Annotated in this window: 11 protein-coding genes; 3 read left to right on the top strand and 8 right to left on the bottom strand. The window is 71.2% G+C overall.

Annotated features, from left to right (window positions below; translation table 11 throughout):
* Positions 1–2: 2 nt before the first annotated feature.
* The 4 genes from ACFVDP_RS16130 to ACFVDP_RS16115 all read right to left on the bottom strand — a co-directional run bounded on the left by ACFVDP_RS16130 (position 3) and on the right by ACFVDP_RS16115 (position 9,001).
* Positions 3–428: a hypothetical protein gene (locus ACFVDP_RS16130; RefSeq protein WP_383489488.1), complete on the bottom strand. Its 426-nt coding sequence runs from the start codon at positions 426–428 to the stop codon at positions 3–5.
* A gap of 416 nt (positions 429–844) precedes the next feature.
* Entirely contained in the window at positions 845–1,825 is a 981-nt protein-coding gene (locus tag ACFVDP_RS16125) for an SUKH-4 family immunity protein (RefSeq protein ID WP_383489575.1), read from the bottom strand.
* Positions 1,826–1,842: 17 nt separating this feature from the next.
* On the bottom strand, positions 1,843–4,389 hold the full coding sequence (locus ACFVDP_RS16120; RefSeq protein WP_383489485.1) for an SUKH-4 family immunity protein: 2,547 nt from the start codon (positions 4,387–4,389) through the stop codon (positions 1,843–1,845).
* A 1-nt stretch (position 4,390) separates the two neighbouring features.
* Positions 4,391–9,001, bottom strand: coding sequence for a toxin glutamine deamidase domain-containing protein (locus tag ACFVDP_RS16115; RefSeq protein ID WP_383489572.1), 4,611 nt, complete (start codon positions 8,999–9,001; stop codon positions 4,391–4,393).
* A 243-nt stretch (positions 9,002–9,244) separates the two neighbouring features.
* Here ACFVDP_RS16115 and ACFVDP_RS16110 point away from each other — a divergent pair, with 243 nt between their 5' ends.
* From ACFVDP_RS16110 to ACFVDP_RS16100, 3 genes are read left to right on the top strand one after another with little or no spacing between them, the layout of a single operon-like run.
* Complete coding sequence (locus tag ACFVDP_RS16110) at positions 9,245–10,981, top strand: ATP-binding protein (protein WP_383489482.1); 1,737 nt, start codon at positions 9,245–9,247, stop codon at positions 10,979–10,981.
* Positions 10,978–12,018: an SUKH-4 family immunity protein gene (locus ACFVDP_RS16105; RefSeq protein WP_383489479.1), complete on the top strand. Its 1,041-nt coding sequence runs from the start codon at positions 10,978–10,980 to the stop codon at positions 12,016–12,018. The genes ACFVDP_RS16110 and ACFVDP_RS16105 overlap by 4 nt, the downstream gene beginning before the upstream one ends.
* A gap of 44 nt (positions 12,019–12,062) precedes the next feature.
* Positions 12,063–12,539 (top strand): hypothetical protein, encoded by a 477-nt coding sequence (locus ACFVDP_RS16100; RefSeq protein WP_383489476.1) that lies wholly within the window; start codon positions 12,063–12,065, stop codon positions 12,537–12,539.
* Positions 12,540–12,568: 29 nt separating this feature from the next.
* Here the strand turns inward: ACFVDP_RS16100 and ACFVDP_RS16095 are convergent, their stop codons facing one another.
* The 4 genes from ACFVDP_RS16095 to ACFVDP_RS16080 all read right to left on the bottom strand — a co-directional run bounded on the left by ACFVDP_RS16095 (position 12,569) and on the right by ACFVDP_RS16080 (position 18,085).
* Positions 12,569–12,940 carry a hypothetical protein gene (locus ACFVDP_RS16095; protein WP_383489473.1) on the bottom strand — a complete coding sequence of 124 codons (372 nt, stop codon included), beginning with the start codon at positions 12,938–12,940 and terminating at the stop codon, positions 12,569–12,571.
* A 25-nt stretch (positions 12,941–12,965) separates the two neighbouring features.
* Positions 12,966–15,263 (bottom strand): SUKH-4 family immunity protein, encoded by a 2,298-nt coding sequence (locus tag ACFVDP_RS16090; protein ID WP_383489470.1) that lies wholly within the window; start codon positions 15,261–15,263, stop codon positions 12,966–12,968.
* Between the two features lie 74 nt (positions 15,264–15,337).
* Positions 15,338–15,907 (bottom strand): hypothetical protein, encoded by a 570-nt coding sequence (locus ACFVDP_RS16085; RefSeq protein ID WP_383489468.1) that lies wholly within the window; start codon positions 15,905–15,907, stop codon positions 15,338–15,340.
* A 75-nt stretch (positions 15,908–15,982) separates the two neighbouring features.
* Positions 15,983–18,085, bottom strand: a complete 2,103-nt coding sequence (locus tag ACFVDP_RS16080; RefSeq protein ID WP_383489465.1) for a hypothetical protein — start codon at positions 18,083–18,085, stop codon at positions 15,983–15,985.
* Positions 18,086–18,150 lie beyond the last annotated feature (65 nt).

The raw sequence follows: 18,150 nt of genomic DNA, 5'->3' as shown, positions 1-18,150 counted from the left end.
GGCTACGCGTCCTCGTCTTCCGGAGTGCCGCCGAGCTCTGTCAACGCGGTGCGGGCCGGCTCCGCGTGCTGTACCGGACAGTCCCACAGCTCACGGACCGACAGCTCGGCCGGGATCGGATTCTCGGGAAGGCCACCGGGCGCGTACAGATGCATGACCGCTCGCTCCTGATCGTTCCAGTCGCCGACGAGGGCGGACCAAGGGTGGTCCGGGTGCGCGCGCGTGGCGTCCACGTCGATGGCGGCCAGGGCGGCGCGGGCGTATCGCGCATAGGCGGGCGGAAGGCTTTCGTCGGTCCGGTCGATGCCCATCCACAGGCAGAGGAGGAGGCCGGTCCGCTCCTCGTCCCGCAGGTCTCCCGAGAGCAGGCGCTGCGCGGACCACAGGGCGACGGGTGAGGCATCCTCCTCCCACTCGTAGCTGAGCATCTCCGGGTCGAGCGTGGGCCGACCCGAATCAATCCGGGCGACCTGAGCGCCGGTAGTGACGGAGAAAGACGTCCATGGCCTGCTCTGGAGGGAAGTTGGGGACAGGGAAGATCTCACCGCTGTCCTTCGCCACGACGAAACAGGTACCTCCTGGGGTGGCCGGGCGGGGAATGCCGTCGGCGGGAGGGGCGGGCGGCACGGAGGCGTAGACCAGATATCCGGCGGGGAATTCACGTACCCGCAGAGGCACGGGAGTGCCGTCGGGGAGCGACGGCCGGCCGTATGCACGACGGATCGCGTCCATTGCCTCATCGGGATGCGTGGGTATCGATGACGGGTCCGGGGCGCCGGGGGTGCTCATGGGATTTCTCCATCAGGAAGGACTGCCTCTGCGGGGCACTGGTTGAAATGCGTTGTTACAGAAGTCCGTTCCACATCTGCTCGACGATGACCGACCACCATCGGTTCGCTCCGGTCAGGCAGGCCTCGTCAACGGCAGCGAGCGCTACCTGGAACTCCGCGGTGTCGACGGCCGCCTGGCGGGGTCCCAGGGTGCGTCGGGCCGGCCAGCGCCGGGCCAGAAGCGTCAGACACTCCGCGAAGCGGAGTACGTCCGAGTTCACGAAGGAGGCCCATCCGGAGGTCAGCTCCACCGCCCATACCCGACCCGTGTTCCGCTCCACGCAGATCTCACGACCGAAGTCGCCTCCGATCCTGAGATACCCGTGCTGCGCGTGACTTTCCCGGACCTCGGCACGGAGCTCGACAGCGGTGATCTCCGCGAATCGGCCGAGGTCGCACAACTGGGTGTTCGGATCGGTATCCGCTCGGAAGAAGGGAGGAAAGCTGGTCGGCAGACCGGCGGTGTACAACGCCCTCCACGGAGCGGTGGGAGTTTCCGAGTCGTCCGAGGCAGGCGCACGGTACGGAGTAATGCCGTCGACGCCGAACGCCTTGGTCAGCGAGGACCTGACTTCAGCAGGAGGGGGATCGGGGAGCTGGGGCACCGTGCCCGGCGCGGGGAGTGGCAGACGCGTGGTCGACGGGGGCGGTGTCTTCCCTTCCCTGGCCGCCACTTCTCGTACGTGTTTCTCCAGCGCGGTGACACCGCGCATGCGTGAGGCCGCATCGCCCCCGTACTCCGCACTGTGCGACACCTTGGCGTCCGGCCACTCACGCAGGACGAGCGCGGCGCAGTTCCCTCCGGGGACGGCGCAGGGCTGCAGTTCCGCATACAACTCGATGACGGTGCTGCCCGGTGGCGCGGACCTCTCCAGGAAACTCTGGATCTGCCACTCGGGGTGGGGGAGCCCAGGGCCGCTTCTGGCCATACGGGTCTGCTCGGCACCGTCCGGAGTCCGGTATCGGCAAGCCACCGCGTATCCCGGTCCGGTCATGGGATCGGTCACGTCGCTCACTCGAGCTCCAAGGTGTAGATCGACGCATCGGTGACGAGGCGCGGCCAGACGGGATTTTCCGGTGCTGTCGCCACGGGGTCGATGCGGGTCAGTTCATCCAGCAGGAAGCTCTCGAACGCGGCACGCTCGCCCGGGTGGCGCTCGCGGGTGAAGGCCAGCCCCCATACACAGGTGGCGAGGCAGATCACGAACGAGCTCAGGGACGAATTCACCACGGCGAGTCGGCTGGAGCCGTCGTGGGCGAGTACCTGTCCCGTCACCGGGTCGAGGCAGACGGGCTCGTCCTCGTCCATGAGGTAACAGAACACGAGCAGTTCGCTCTGGTCCGGGGCCGGCGGGTACTCCGACGGCAGGAAGTCCGCAAGGGTCTGGAGTTCGGGTACGCAGTCCTCCAGTCCGTCGAACCACATGCCGGTGAGCGGAAGGCCTACGGCTCCGAGGAGTTGACGTGCGTCGGGGGACAGCGACGCGAGCTCCGCAAGCCGCTCCGGCGGCGTCCGCACGGGACCGCCGAGGACGGTGAAGAGCTGGCTCAGGTCCTCCTCCCGCAGCGGTCGGCCCGACGGCCGTGCAGGGCTGGGGGCATACGGGGCCGGGGCGCCCGACGGAGGGGGTTCTTCGTGCGTGGCCGTCGGCCCCAGACACAGGAGGCCCCCTGGTCCCGACACGATGGTGTGCTCGACATCCACGCTGTGCTGCCAGAGCCACTGTTCGTCGGCGAGAGCGGGCACGGCGACGGGCATGTTGTGCGCGGGTCCGTCGAGGAGCTCGATGTGTTCGTCCACCGCCTCGGGAGCCGGCACGACCGCGCCGTCGGCCAGGCGCCACCACACCTCGGTCCCGTCGACCGCGCTGCGCGTGCGGAGCAGGGTGTCCTTTCCGACCTGCCGGGCGGCCTCGGGACGCACCGGGCCGGGCCACTGCGGATCGAGGACAGCGGGGTCGAAGGCGCCGACGGGGCGCCAGTGGACCCAGGAAGTCGTCCAGGGAAGGCGCAGGCCGAGGCTGTCGATCCACTCCATGAGGGAACGGTCCTGAACCACCGCGGCCGCCAGCCTCAACCGGGCGGCCCGTTCACCGAGGTTCGCGGCGGCCGGGGCCTGAGCGAACAGACGCCGCTCTTCCGTCAGCGCCGACCGCCGAAGGGCCGCCGGCCCGGACGCCGGGGCAGGAGTGCGGCGAAGGGCTTCCGCGAGGGCTTCGGGTTCGGCCAGCAGGCACACGGACGGTTTCTGGGTCCAGTCGTCGAGCACGCTGGCGGCAACCGCATGGCCCAGGCCGCCCGCAGTGACGTACTCCTGCTCGGGAGACAACTGCGGCTCCCCGTACGGACCGAGCCAGTCGGCCGGGTCCGGGGAGGGGAGATGCCGGGTCAGGACGGCGGCGACGCGTCGCTCCGCTTCGCGGGAGCTGGATCCGTAGGCGGCACGCACGGCATCGGCCAGGGCTTCGTCGCTGGGACGGACGTACAGGACGGACGTCTCGGGGTCCCTCGGATCGGCCGCCCACTCCGCAGAGACGTAGGGCGTCAGCGCGTCGAGATGCCGACGCAGGTCCTGTGCCGAATACGCGCGTCCGATCAGCGCCGATACGGCTTCGGCGCACAGGGACTCCGGCATACCGAGTTCGCCTTGGGCGAGCATGACGGGCGCGGCCACCATGTCCAGGCGGTCCTGGGCTTCGCCGCGGACGGTGATCCTTTCGTGCCAGGCGTGCGCCAGGCTGCGCGGCAGCTCGTCGAGGGACCTTGGCAGCGCCTCAGCGGTGCGGGAACGGAAATCGATGGCGAGCGTCTCGGCGAACAGGAAGTTCGGCCAGGCGCGTTCGCAGATCAACTGGGCTGTCCGGGCCCGCTGCTCCGCGCTGAGGTCCGCGCCGCTGCGCTGAGCCAGCACTTCTTCCACCCAGCTGGTGAATTCCCTGCGAGGAGGCTCGAACGGGTCCGAGTCGAGATTCAGCACGGCGGAGTCGGGCAGGGCGGCGTCGGAGCTCAGCGCCGCCGCCAGATCAGGAGGAAGGTCCATCAGCAGACGCACCGGGGCACGGGACGGCTTGAGGGACAGCCGGACCTGCTCCGCCGCGTTGACCAGCGGCAGGACCAGCTGCTCCAGCACCTTCGCCGCCTCGTCGCTGCCCCGCAGGCGACCGCTCTGGGCGATGTCCGTGAGGGCGACGGTGAACGCGCGGCCCCGGCGCTCGGCCGCGCGGGCCAGCTCGATGAGCGGCAGCTTCCCCGCCGTCGGTTCTCGATCCGGCAGGAGCGCACGCGAGAGAGCGGTGGACAGCTCGGCCGCGGTGCGGTGACGGCAGTCGAGGGCCAGATCGATCGTCCCCGCCGACGGCAGGTCGACGATGTCTCCAGGGACGTACTCTCCGGCGTCGGCATGGGTGTCGGCGGCCATCACGGTCCACGCGGTGAGCCAGGACTTTCCGCAACCGCGGGATCCCGTGACGATGCGCACCGGGTCCCAAGGAGCAGGGACCGTGAGCCAGTCCATCAGCCGCTCGGTGCCGGCGGCTCGGCCGATCAGCGAGAATTCCACGTCAGTCCCCCGCATTCTGCGAGGCCAGTTGTGCGCTCAGTTCCGCCGCCCCGTTCACATAATTGCCATGGCTTGCATCCTGCTTGAAATGTTCCATATTGTTCATGATGTCGTCGATATGGGCATTGAATACCGCTTCGTCCGCAGATGACACGGGATAGTCCACACCATGCGTGGTCTGAACCTTTCCGATCGTGCGGTACATGAAGGAAGCACAGTTGGGGCACGGCGCCCGCTCCGTGTACACCTCGGTCACGCGTATCGACTGACCCTCTTCGAGTTGCTGATTCAGATGCATCAAGTACTGAATAGCTGCGCGCTCCGAGTGCTTGGACTTACTGGTGTGCGGCTTGTTGGGCACGGCCTGCATAGGGCCTGCTGTGCCATAGCTCCGCGCCAGTACGACGTGCTCCTTGCCACCGGCGGGCGGTTCGATCGTGAACTTGAAGGCCGCATAGTTCGCCGACTTCTCTCCGCGGAATTTGTCGCCCCCCTCGTGCCGGGCTGCTGCAGATTCCGGGACAGCGTACTCCTTGAAGAATTCGTCATCCGCGCGGGCGTGTTCGACCATGCGGGAAAGGTCGCTGTCGCTCCAGCCCTGTTGCGTCGAGTCGATGCGCTGCTGCGCCTCAGGACCGAAATTACTGGGCACGGCGTCCGGCTTGGGGTGCAGGATGCCGTCGTCCTCGGGATCGCGATGCGGGTGTGCCTCAGGGGTGCCGGTGGGCTCCGCCGGGGCAGGACGCTCACCGTTCGGGTCGAGGGGCGGCGTGGCTCCGGAAGGGGAACCGGGTGCGTCCGGCTGCGGATGGAGCGGTTGGCGGTCAGGCCCGAGCGGGATGTAGAACATGTCCCCGGCGCCCTGGGTGTTGATCGGGGTCTCGCTGGCAACCCCGGTGAGCGTGTCCACCCAGACGATGCGGCCTTGGTGGTTGACCGCGCTGTAGGCGTGCCCGCCGCCGTGCTGCCAATTGACCTGCACCACCGCGGCGGACCCGGGTCCAGCACGCAGCAGGTCTTCCGCGATGCGGTCATGGGCGCTCGGCGGGGTGCCGGCGTATGTGTGCGGTGCTCCCGCCCACGCTGCGATGTTCTCGTTGGCCCGATCCTCCGGCGAGTACAGGTCAAGAGTGCCGTCCGGCCGCACATCTACGGTACGAGCGGCAGAGACCTGCGGATTTCCGAACCACGTCTCAAGGAATGCACGTGTGTTGTCGGGACAGTTGTTGCTCCTGCCCGGCACTTCCATTCCACCGTCATTCTGGAGACCGGTCCACGGCAACGTGGGATCGGGGAATCGTTGCGGGGTCCCGTCCGGGTTACGGGGAACCGACTCCTCCAGCCTCTGCTGATCGAGAGGGTCTCGGTCCTGAAGCCCTTGTGGCCCGTCGCGCAACGCCTCCCGAATTTCGTCCAGATCCTCACCAGCCCGCTCTTGGCCATCAGAATCCGCCTGCGTATCGGCGGCGCCGTATGCGGTCTGGGCGTCGTGTCCGTGTTCCGGCCGAGTGGCTTCCGAAGTGGTGTTCTGCCCCTCTTCCCAAGGTGCGTCGAGAGGCTGCCCGTTGGGATCGAAGGGGACGTAGCGGACGCCGGTGGCACCGAGGTGGATGGGGTCGGTGCTGATTTCCCCGGTTTGCAGGTCTGCCCAGACGACCGTGCCGTTGTCGTTGAAGACGGTGAAGGCGTGGCCGCCCCCGCCTGGCCATTGCACGCCGACAATGGCGGCGGAGCCGGGCCCGGCCTCCTGGAGGTGGTGGGCGATGCGGGCATAGGGGTTGGGGTGGTCGTTGCCGGCCCAGATCTGAGGGCGCCCCGCGAACGCGTCGAGGTTGTTGTAGGAGTCGCGCTCCGGCGACATCCGGTCGAGGCTGCCGTCGGGGTTCGTGTCGAGGGTGCGGGGAGCGGAGACCTGCGGGTTGCCGAACCAGGTGCTGAGGGCGGAGCGGGCGCAGTCGAGGCAGTTGTTGGAGCGGCCGGGGACGGAAGTGCCGCCGTCGTTCAGGATCTTGGCCCATTTGCCGAGAAGGCTGGGGTGGCGCTGCGGGGTGCCGTCGGGGTTGCGGGGGACGGCGTTGGCGAGTGCCTGCTGGTCGGAGGAGTGGGGAGAGTCGAGCCCCCCGGGCCCACCGGCCAGACCGGCGCGCATGTCGTTCAGGCTGACGCCCTGGGAGAGCGGGGCCGGGGCCGGGGGCTGCCCAGGTGGGGGGTCGGCCGTCGGGGTGGGTGGTTGCTGTGTGGTGTCAGGCTTGGGCTGAGGAGTGGTTGCCGGGGTGGGGGACGCGTTGACACCGGCACCGGGTGTGGTGGGGGCGGTGGGGCTCTGCGGCGTTGCCGTGGTCCGGGGCGTACGGGTCGGCGACGAGGGTGTGGGGGTCGTCGGCGGTGTAGAGGCGCGGGGCGGGGATTCCGTACGCGGGCGGGGAGTTGGCGCCTGCGGCCGGGTGGGCTGCGCCGTCGGACCCGGGTTCGCGGCGGCTGCGGGCTGCTGGTGGGGGACGCCGGTGGGTGCGGGGGTGGCTGTGGGGGCGGATGTGCCGGGGTCGCCGGTCGTGGACGCGGGTGTGGGTGCCGGGCGGGTGGAGGTCGACTGCGCGGGGGCCTCTGCGGTGGCGACGCTCTGGGCGTGGAAGGTCGGCGTGGAGGTGCGCGAGGGCGTGGTGGGGCCTGCGCTCGGGCTCGCGCCGGGACTTGAGGTGGTGCCTTGCGTGACGCCTTGCGTGGCACCTGACGTCGCGCCCGGTGTCGTGCCAGGCGTCGTGCCCGGCGTCGACGGCGAGTTGGCCGGGGACGCGGGTGACGTCGTGTCGGTGGGTGACGGTGTGCCCGTCGGGTTCGTGGGGGTGTTGGGTGCGGTCGGCTGCTGGACCTGGGTACGCGGATCCTGGCCGGACGCCGGGTCGTGCGGGCTGCCCTGCGAGGGCGCCTGCGAAGTGCCTTGCGGCTGCGGCCCGTTCGCCTCCTGGGTCGGGGCGCTTTCCGAGGACGTGTTGATGTTCTGGGCGGTCGCGTGCTGCCCTGCCGTGTCCGGGGCCGGGGTGCTGGTGGGCGTCGGGGAGGGCGCGGACGTGTCGGTCTCGGCGCGCGTCTGCGGGGCGGAATGCTGCTCGGGCGAGGTCGTACCGGCGTCGCCGCTGTCGCGCTGCGGGCTCGATGAACCGTCCGGCGTCCCCGAGGATCCCGTGGGCCCGTCCGCCGCACCGGTCCCGGTCTGCGCGGAGGTCTCCGGGGCACCCTGCTGCTCGCGGAAGCCGGCGTCGAACGGGGTCAGCGGCGTATTGCTATCCCCGTTGCTGTCCCCGGCCGCCTGGGTCGGCACCGAGGCACGAGCGGCCGGCGAGTCCGCTCCCGCGTCACCGGTTCCATTCGCCCCGCCGCTGCCGCTGCCACTGCCACTGCCACTGCCACTGCCGTCGGCACTCGTGCCGGAGGGTGATCCGTTCCCGGTCGAGGCGCTCGCGGTGTGCGTGGGGCCGCTGCCGCCCGAGCCACCGCCCGAACCGGCTCCACCACCGGAGCCAGAGCTCGAATCAGAACCTGGTGCTGAACCAGAACCAGAACCAGAACCCGAGTCGGTACTGCCGCTCGAGCCGGAGCCTTCACCGGACCCCGAGGTGGATCCGGCCCCCGAGCCACCACCCGAACCCGAGCCCGCTCCCCCACCGGAACCGGAACCGGATCCCGACCCGGCCCCCGAACCCGAGCCGGATCCCGAACCCGTACCCGTACCCGTACCCGTACCCGATCCAGAACCCGCGCCGGACCCAGAACCGGAGTCCGAGCCGGAACCCCCGCTCCCCGAACCGGAATCCGCCCCACTACCGCCGCCGTCACCCGAGCCGGACGATCCGCCGTCCGACCCCGACGACGAGTTGCCTGCCGCGTGATCCAGCCCGCCACGCGCATGATGCCCCGCACGCCCACCAGCACCATCCCGCAACGACTCCCCCAACGTCGAACCGAAGTTGGAGAACCCGTCCTTCACCGCCGTCGTACCCGCATTCGCCGTACGCCCCAGGTTGTAACCATCCTGCGCACCAAACCCCTGGTTCACCGTCTGCGCGATCAGGTCCTTGCTCATCTCCTCCAACGCAGAGACGAACGGCTCCTTCACCGCCTCAAGCACCGCCTCAAGGATCGCCTCCGCCGTCTCCTTGAGAATCTTCCGCACCGCAACACGCGTCACCTGCGACAACGCAGCCGACGCCGCACCCGACAACCCGAACGTCACCACCGCCGTCGCCGCCGCGATCGCAATCTGAATCGCCAACACCGTCAACTGAATGATCACCGCGATCTTCATCGCGATCACCAACACCGCCGCCGTGTCGAAGACGAACGCGATCATCTCCGCAGCCTGCCGGGCATCATCCAAATAACCCGAACCACCCGAGAAGTCCTGCCACTTCTCCACAAACGCATCGATCGAATCGCCGTAATTGTCCGCCGTGACATTCCCCGCCGACCGCACCGCCGACGCCTGAATATCACCAACCTGCGAACCAAAATCCCGCCACGTCGCAGCACACTGCGTCAGATGATCCTCATTGGCAGTCGGCCAGTCGAAGCCGAGCATCTCCAACACCCAGGCCAACTCATCCGGCAACATCATCGCCACGACGGCATCTCCCCCGAAACCCGCGTCCCCGTATCCACCCACGCCTCAACTGGCGTAAGTTTGCCCGGAGTTTACTCAGTCACCCGAACATCAGGTCAACCATCGAACGCTCTGCGCGCACTGTCAGCGCTCGGCACTAGACTCAAAGACGCTGATCAGCGCGCAGGCGCACGCACACGGATGCACGGATGCACTGCGGTCACACCGACGAGGTACCGACCGGGGGAGACAGGGGACATGAGCCAGCCGAGCAGCCCGACGCCGCCGTCCGGCTACGGACTTACCGGCGACGGACGTACCGGCGACAGCGAGCAGAACGGCGCGAGCGGGAAGAACGGCGAACCGGGCGGCGGGGCCTACGAGCCGCACCCGCTCATCGGCGGCCGGGCCGCCGCTCTCCGTTCCCTGGCCGCATGGCGGGCCGGCACACCGGACACGCCCCGCGTCGCCCTGCTCACCGGCTCACCGGGATCGGGCCGTTCACACCTGCTGACCGGCTTCCTGATGCTCTGCGACCCCGGTTACCGCGAGCGCTTCGACCTGGCGCGCCTCGACCCGTCCACCGTTCCGCCCTCGCTGCCGGCTCCTGCCGTGCCGAGCGCCGCGGACCGCACGCCCGCGCAGGTGCTGTGGCTGCTCGCGGACCACTACGGGATCGACGCGGTCCGCGACGCCCAGGTGTACGAGGCGCTGGGCGCGGGCGGCACGGAGCGCGTCGTCGTCGTGCCCGATGTGGACCGGGCCGGTCCGGTACGGGCCGGGCGCGGCCCCGAGCGGATGGCGCGTGAGCTGCTGCTGCCGCTGGCCGCGCTCGCTTCCGTACGGCTGCTGGCCGAGGTCCCCCGCGAGGCGGCGGCGCTGATCGCCTCGGCGCTGCCCGCCGGCACGGCTCGGATCATCGATCTGGACGCGCCCGAGTACGCCGACCCGGAGGGGCTCGCCCTTCAAGCGGAAGCGGCTCTCGATCCGGCGTTCGGCGTGCCCGAGCTGCCGTTCACGGTCGATCCCCAGGTACGGCACACGCTCGCCGCCGCCCTCGCCGCGCGAGCGTCCACCGGCACCGACGGAAGCCGCCTGGCTGTCCAACTGGCCTCCACCGGATGGCTGTCGGCTCCCTCCCCGGCGCCGGACCCGCACCACCACGCGCCCGCCACGCCCGTCGACGCCCTCGACCTGCACGCCCGCCGCCTCGGCGCCGACCCGGCCGTCCTGCGCGCGATACTCGCCCCGCTCGCCCTCGCCGAGGGCGACGGACTGCCGCTGCACCTGTGGGCGCCGCTCGCCACGGCACTCGCGGGGCGCGACATGACGGCGGAGATCGCCGACGGGATGCTGCTGGCCGGCCCCTTCGTGAGGCCGGTCGAGGCCGAAACCGAGGCTGAGGCCGAGGACGAGACCGAGGCAGGAGTCGACGCGGGGTTCGGCGCGGAGCCGGGCGCCGAACCGCAGGCGAGCCCCGTGATCGCCCTCGCCCACCCCGCCCTCGCCGAGGCGATCCGTGCCCAGCTGCCCGACGTGCCCGCCGCGCACCTGCGCCTGGCCACGGAGTTGCTCCACCGGGTGCCCGACCAGGACTGGTCCCGCGCCGACCCTTATGTGCGGGATGCCATAGCGGGCCACGCGCTCGGCGCCGGCCAGCTGCCGCGGCTGCTCACCGACCCGTCGCTGATGGTGTACGCGGACCCGGTGGTGCTGCGCGCGGCGGTCGAGGAGGTGGCCGCGGACGAGGCGGCGGCCGATCAGCTCCCGGCCCCGGCCCACACGTATCTGCGTACGGCCCCGCTCCTCACCCGCACCCGGGCCGCCCCCGCGCTGCGCGCGCGACTCCTCGCGGCCGCGTTCGACGAGGACGGGCTGCCCGAGTACGCCCAGGCCCTGCGCTCCCGCCCGGAGCTCGCCGTGCCGGACGGTCCGCTAGCCTCGACATCTCCCCCGACCGTGCCGCACCCCCAGCCGATGGAGACCCAGGCGTGACCACCCCCGACCACGACGACCACCGGACCCAGGGCCCGACACAGGCCCCGGCCCCGGAGCAGCCGGGCGGCACCCCCGCCGCCACCGGCCCGGGGAACACGGCCGTGTTCACGTACGTCGACCCGCGCACCGGCGAGGAGACGTACCTGACGCGCGTCTCGGGACCCGGCCTGCCGCCCGCCGAGTACCAGGCCTGGTCGGACCTGCTCCGCGGCGACGTGCCCACGGGCAATGTGGTGGCGATCCACACGGACCTCCGCCCCTCCTCCCTCCCCGGCGGCTACACGGTCGACGCGATCACCAGCGGCTTCCCGGGCGCGTCCGTCTCGTTCAGCCACGCGTACGGCCAGGACCCGGCCGAGCGCGCGGCGGGCGTCGCCGCGCTCACCGCGCAGGTGGAGTCGATGGCGCGGCTCACGGGCCAGGCGCCGCCGCATCCGCACCGCGTACCCCTGCCCACCACCGCGCCCTCGGCGTCCCGGCTTCCGGAGGCCCTGCCCGCCGGTCTCCCCGTGCAGCGCTACAGCTCCGAGCTCGTCGCCGCGGCACCGCTCCCGGACGCGGCCCGCGCCACGCTCACCGGCACCGGGCTCCCCGCCGACATCCGCTTCTTCTTCACCGCGGACCGGCCGGAGACCCCGCCGCCCGGCGGCCTGTTCACCGACGCGGCCACGCACCTGCGCGAGCTCGGCGCCGAGCTGTCCGACGTTGCCGCCGACATCCTCTCCGCCCACACCCGTATCGGCACCGACGGCCGCTACGTGATCACGGTGCAGCAGGAGGCGGGCAGCGTATGGGCGGCCAACCCGATCTCGGGAAGCGGCCGTTACGTGAATGCCTCGGCCGCCGCCTTCGCCCACTCCCTCGCCGCGCTCTCCGCCGCCCGTGACCTCATGTCCGGCATGAATCCGTACGAGGCGGGCGCGGCGGTCGCCGATCTCCAGGTCCACCTGCTCACGCTCGACCCCACCTGCTTCGAGGATCCCGGCTCCTGGTGGTCGGTGATCATCGAGCAGATGTGGCACGGCTTGTTCTGACGCTGTTCCGACCGCTACCGCAGGCACTACCCGAGAGGAACACCATGCCCCGCGAAGGAATACGCACCGATACCCAGTCCCTGTCCCGCGAGGGCACGAACTTCCAGGACCTGGGCTCGCGCTTCGCCGCCGCGGCGGCCGCCCTGCAGAACGGTCTGGCGTCCGTCAACGCCTGCGCACCGACCAGCGGTGGTCCTGCCGCGGCGCAGCCGGGTCAGGTCGACGGCTTCGTCCAGGGTCTGACGAGCTTCGCCGACAAGGCGGACATGCCGCCGTGGGGCGACGACGAGATCGGCGAGAAGTTCGGCATCGCCTACGAGGGCCTGCAGACCGGCATGTTCGAGTCGATGAACCATCTCGCCCAGGAGCTGACGAACATCGGCGGGGCGCTGTCCTCCATGGCCAAGAACCACGACGAGAACGAGTCCTTCAACGAGGGGCTCATCCGTCAGCAGGAGAACGACATCGACTTCGCCGCGGGCAACGGCGGCACCGAGACCCACATGACCAAGATGGCGTAGGCGACGCACGAGAAGCCCACCGCGGTGGGTCAGACCGCCTGGCCCACCGCGATGACCAGAGCTGATCCGACCATCAGCCACAGCCCGGTCCGGCCCGCTCCGGCCGTCCCGCGCACGGCGAGCCACAGCGCACCGCACCCGCCCAGCACACCGAGGGCGTTGGCTCCCAGGGCGACCGCGCCGGCGTCCCCGACGGCCTGCCCGACGAGTGCCGCGAGCGCCGCCGCGAGAAAGACGGCCGCGCACACGATCCCGCGCAGCCGTTCCCGCCGGAGCACTTCGGCGACCCGCGCCCGCTCCTCGGCGAGCGCGCGCTCCTCGGGCGGGAGCTCGGTCTCCCACTGCCGCGAGAAGTCGCCCTCCCACTGCAGGTCTGCGCTGTCTCCACCCGTACGTGTCATGCCCGCGACCCTAACGGACCCGGCTTCACATCACCTCTTGCAGGTTCTCCGTCCACCAGCTGAACGCGGCGTGCGGGCTGATCCCACGCAGCCGGTCGTCGATCTCGCCCCTCAGTGCGATGAGCTCGGCCGCGGTGTACGCCATGGCCAGGTGGCCGCGGATGACGGCCCAGGCGGTGACGAGGCGGACGAACGTGCTGAGGTTCTCCGCCATGAGGTGCGGGCGGTCGTGATCGACGTTCCACTCCCCCGCGTCCCAGTTGACGTCCCGATCGCCGTCCGGTGGGGTGTCGCCGGGCAGCAGGTGCCCGTCCCAGGCATCGTGGTCCGGCAGCCGGTAGACCCGGCCGGTGTCCGCGTGCAGGGCGACGGGACCGCCGGCCCAGTCCCCCAGCACGTACAGCGGAAGATCACGTACGCGCGGCAGCGCCTGCCCGGGGGCGACGTCGAGAGTGATCTCGGCGGCACGGAACACCGGGAGCCCGACGTCGGTCAGGGTGCGGCGCGCGTCCGGGTCGCGCAGGTCCGACGGCAGCTGTGACGCGGCGACCCTGACGACGCGGTCCGCGCCGAACACGGTCTCCGGATGCGCGGTGAACTCCTCCTGGTCCGGGGCGAGATGACACGGGAAGTCCTCCAGCGCGCGGATGGCCCGGCTGCTGAGGGCGCCGCCGCCGACGATGCCCTCGTCCTCGTCCTCCTCAAGGAGGTCCTCGTACTCGTCGAGATCGTCGTCGTCGAAGGCGTCGTCGTCATCGAAGGCGTCGTCGTCCTCGAAGGCGTCGTCGTCCTCGTCGGCCGGCCGGGGTTCCGGCGGGCCTTCGGGAAACGACTCCGGGTCGACGGCCTCGATGGCGAAGACACCTCCGGCCGAGGCGACGACGAGCAGGTCGCCCACTCTCAACTGGTCCAGGATCAGCTGCGATTCCTTCGGGAAGTACTCGAACGCGGCCCACTGCGGCATCAGCGAGTCCTTGTCCCACAAGGACTCGTGCCGGCCGTGCTCGGGCAGGGCGCCCGTCCACGGCCCGGCCAGCACCTCGCCGGTGGCCGCGTCGAACACCCAGTGCCGCTCGCCCAAGCCCCTGCCGCCGCAGGCGACGACCGCCGTCCGCCCGTCGGGCGCCCAGCCGTCGGGTGCGGGAGCGAGGCGGGTGACCGAGCCTGGGGCCAGGCGCCGCGGGTCGATGACCCCGGGCGGCCGCCAGTGCGCCCAGCGCACCGTCCAGGGGCGGTCGGGATTCGCCGCGGCGACAGCCGTCGCCCCGGCGGTGTCACCTTGCGCGTGGGCGGCGAGGTGCAGCCAGGACGCCCATTCATCCGCATCGTACGTACCGAGTCCCGCCTGCCGGAGCCGGGCCGCGTAGCGCGGCAGCGAAGGGGCGGACCAGGCCCGGTGGTCGACGCGATGGACGGGATCTGTCCGGGCCTGGGACAGGTACTCGTGGGTCGCCTCGTCCGCGTCGGCGAGTCCGGGCAGCCACAGCTGCGCGAGCACCTCGGGCCGGCTTCGCAGTTCGTGGAAGCACTCGCCGTAACGGCCGCCTCGTGCGGCATGGTGGGCCAGCGCGAAGCGGGCGTACTCCCCGGCCTCGGTCGGTTCGCCGACGTGACCGGTCAGCCACCGGGCCACGGCCGCGTGCACGCGCCGTCTCTGACCGAGATCCACCGCGCGTGCCAGTTCGTCCCGGTGACGGGAGTCGGCGAATCCCACGCGGCCATGTGCGTAGGTCCTGATCTCCTGCGCGTCGAGGGGCAGGTCGAGTTCCAGGCCGTTCAGCACCGACGACAGCTTGCGCCACACCACCGGCGGGGTCCAGCCGGCCTGTGACAGGGACAGTGCCGCCAAGGCCCACTGTCGTGCCTCCGCGTCCGAACGGGGCGGTGCGGGCCGTCGGTCGGGGACGCCCAGTTCCAGGCGGGGCCGCGCCCAGGCCGTCCCCTCGCACCAGTCGACGCCGATCACGACCAAGGCCCCCTGTCCCTCGACGGCGTCACGCTGCAACCGGCGCATGGCCGCATCCGGATATCCCGCGACGGGCTCCCCGATGATGCGCTGTCCGTGTGCGACGAGTACGACGCTGTCCGCCGCGCCGGAGCCCTTGAGCGCCAGTTCCTCGCGCACCCGCGCCACCAGTCCGTCCGCGTCGAGCCCGGCCGCCTCCACCCAGATCGCGCCGGGTACTTCGGCCCGTACGCGCGTGAGGATGCCGGTGCGTCCGGAGCCGGCCGACCCCATCAACTCGGCGACGTGACGGGCCCCTTCGCGGTGCCACGCCAGAATGCGCTCGACCGCCTCGTCCGCGGCGACAGGCTCGTACATGACTGTGCTTCCCTCCCCGTATCCCCCACGCCCCGGCTGACGGGCCGCCGATCCCCCTGTGTCGCAGTGGTCCGCTACATGTCGTAGTGGTCCGCCAAGTACTCGGTCGCCGACTCCCAGAAATGCGAGCCGCCCAGGTCGGACGGGAGCGCGGCGACGAAGGCCGCGAGTTCTTGGAGGGATGTCTTCAGGGCCTCCTCGCGCGCGGCTTCGTCGTCGAGGTCGTCCAGGGGATCCAGTTCCCTGACGACGGCGGCGAGCAGAGCGACGACGGCACCGGCCCGGGCGGCCGTGGCGAACTCGTGGGCGGATGCCATTCCGGCCGCGTGGTCCCAGCCGTTGGGGTCGTAGACCGAGATCTCGCCGGAGGGCATCTCCATCATGTGGTACTCGGCCCCGTAGACGCCGATGCAGTCGCAGGACTCGGGGATGTCGTCGCCGACGCCGTAGTGACCGGCGAAGATCTCGGCGGGCTCGGCGCCCCAGCCGACCGCGTCGGCCCTGCCCTGGTAACCGGCCTGCTCGATGTCGATCGTGGGGAACAGCGTCCCCGCCTCGCCCGTGCAGGTCTCCACCCACTCCTGGGACGGTGTGCGCAGTCGGGCGACGACGGCGTCAGGGTCGCTCAGGACCGCCAGGGACACGGGAAGCTCCTTGTTCGCACGGTGACAGGACTTGGGAGTACGGGCCGGCGTGGACGGACCCCGGCCGGACCGGGTTCACACGTCCGTCGGCGCGTCGAGTTCGTCGAGGAGGGTCGCGTAGTCCTCGGCCGCGTACTCGAGATCGTCGAGCACACCTTCCCAGGCGGGCGAGTCGGCGGCGACGGGGTCGATGGCCGCGAGCCAGGACGGAACGGTCTCGGCCAGCGCCTCCATCTCCAGCTCCGAGCTGGTCAACGGCGCGCTCAGGACGAGGTGGTCCAGGAGGGCCAGCGCGAGGAGCCGGGGCATGCTCTGCGCGACGGGCAGGAGTTCGTCGTCCTCGTCGACGTAGACCGTGCCGCTCTCCCCGTCGAGGTACAGCTTCCAGGAGGCGAGCTGCCCGAGGCCTTCGAGCAGGCCGGGATGCTCGGGGGCGGGTGCGAGCGGGGACTCGGTGAGATCGGGGGTGTACAGGCCGCCGATGACGCGCGTGCGGGGCCAGCCGGTCCCGCTGAGGAAGCGGCGGGACGGCGCATGGGTCAACTCGCCCGGCAGGGCTGCCTCTTCGACCGGACGGCAGGCGCCTGCGCGGAACGCGTCGGCACGTTCCAGGCGGTCACGCGTGACCTCGTCGTCCGTACGCGGGATGTCCGCGGGGAACGGCCAGGCGGCGGCGCCGGTGAGCGGTCCGGGCGCGAGCAGGTCTCGCCAGGGGGTCCGGGGCAGGGACGCGACTGCCTTCTGGTCGACGAGCGCGCCGAAGTGGCCTCCGTATCCGGCGAAGACCCACAGTTCGGCGCCCGCGTCGTCGCGGTCCAGGCGGACGGCCTCACGGACCGCCTCCGGCATCCTGGGCACGTCTTCGGCGGTTCCGCGCGAAGGCTGCCGCCACCCGCGCTTGCGGTTCGCCGCGTAGGCGACCTCGGCGAAGGGCTGCCGCTCGGTCAGCTGCGGCCAGGTGCCGATGATCCGGTCGGGGCCGTCGGTGGACTGCCCGGACCAGGCGTCCCACCGCCGGCGCTCGTACACCTGCCGTGGTTCGTCACCCGCTCCGTCCGCGTCGGCGGGTGCGGGGGCGATCTCCCGCCACTCGGCGACCAGTCGGCGGCCGCTCTCCTCACTGGCCCTGATCTCCCGCACGCCACCCTGGGCGGGGTAGGGCACGAGTGGGCCGCCCGGCAGGCGCCAGTGGGACCAGAGGGTGCGCCACGGGAGCGGGCCGGCGGCTTCGGCCAGGGCTTCGGCCTGCTCCAGGTCCCCGCGCGAGACGGCGGCGTGGTGGAGCAACGCGCCCCATTCGGCCTGCGATCCCGGCCGCACGCCCTGCGCGTGCAGGAAGTGCACGTCGGCGGCCGTGCCCCCGCCGGGGACCCCCTCCGGGTAGGCGATCGCGAGCGCCGACCACAGCCCGTACCAGTGGAGGGTCGCCAGCAGCGCCGGGTTGTCCAGAATCGAGTCGAGGTCCCGGCCGAGGGCGGCGTGGGTGGGCAGCGCCCAGGCGGTGTACGTCGTCGTGGGGCGACGCGCGTGCAGCTGCGACAGGGCGTTCACGATGGCCCGCTGATCCGTGCGGGACACGGGGAACGCGGCGCGCACCGCCCGATGCACGGTGGTGTCGACGAACCGCAGTTCCTCTCCCTCTGTACGGTCCGGGTCGTCTGTACGGTCCGGATCGTCTGTACGTTCCGAGTCGTCGGGGGCCTGCTCGCCCTGCTCACCGTCGGCGGGCCGGAGCGTCAGCACGTCGGGCCAGGCGTCCACCAGAGCGCGCAGCGTCGTGCCGGACACCTCGCTGCCGAGCACGGCCTGCGCGACGCACCGCCACACCTCAAGAGGCGTGGCGGCGAGTTCCAACGCTCCTGCAGCGGCGACCAGTTGGGTGACCGTCTCCGGTGCGAGATCCGGGACGTCCGGCAGGTCCGGCAGGTCCGGCGCCGGAGCGGCGTCGGTCGTCGTGTCCGGGGAGTCGACGACGCGCGCCCGCAGGCCGAACTCGCGCTCCACCGCCAGCGGTACGGACTCCGCGATGCGCTCGGACTCGGCCGACGTGATCAGCGGTCCGGCGTACTGAACGTTCGCCAGCTCGACCGACTGCGGACCGTCGCCCGACGCGTCGACGCGTTCCGCCACTGCTGACAGCACGTCGTCGGCAGTCAGGCCTGAACAGTCGATACGCACGAGAACTCCTGGCTGTGGTCGAACGGGGACGCGTCAAGCGAGAGGGAGCGCGTCGAGCGGGACGG

The sequence above is a fragment of the Streptomyces sp. NPDC057694 genome, assembly GCF_042799415.1.
GTDB lineage: Bacteria > Actinomycetota > Actinomycetes > Streptomycetales > Streptomycetaceae > Streptomyces.
Note: the sequence above shows the minus strand (reverse complement) of the source record. Positions and strands in the feature narration are given on the sequence as shown.

Coding starts and splice junctions, on each gene's coding strand:
- ACFVDP_RS16130 (WP_383489488.1), bottom strand. CDS start 428: ATGCTCAGCTACGAGTGGGAGGAGGATGCCTCACCCGTCGCCCTGTGG.
- ACFVDP_RS16125 (WP_383489575.1), bottom strand. CDS start 1,825: ATGACCGGACCGGGATACGCGGTGGCTTGCCGATACCGGACTCCGGAC.
- ACFVDP_RS16115 (WP_383489572.1), bottom strand. CDS start 9,001: ATGATGTTGCCGGATGAGTTGGCCTGGGTGTTGGAGATGCTCGGCTTC.
- ACFVDP_RS16110 (WP_383489482.1), top strand. CDS start 9,245: ATGAGCCAGCCGAGCAGCCCGACGCCGCCGTCCGGCTACGGACTTACC.
- ACFVDP_RS16100 (WP_383489476.1), top strand. CDS start 12,063: ATGCCCCGCGAAGGAATACGCACCGATACCCAGTCCCTGTCCCGCGAG.
- ACFVDP_RS16095 (WP_383489473.1), bottom strand. CDS start 12,940: ATGACACGTACGGGTGGAGACAGCGCAGACCTGCAGTGGGAGGGCGAC.
- ACFVDP_RS16090 (WP_383489470.1), bottom strand. CDS start 15,263: ATGTACGAGCCTGTCGCCGCGGACGAGGCGGTCGAGCGCATTCTGGCG.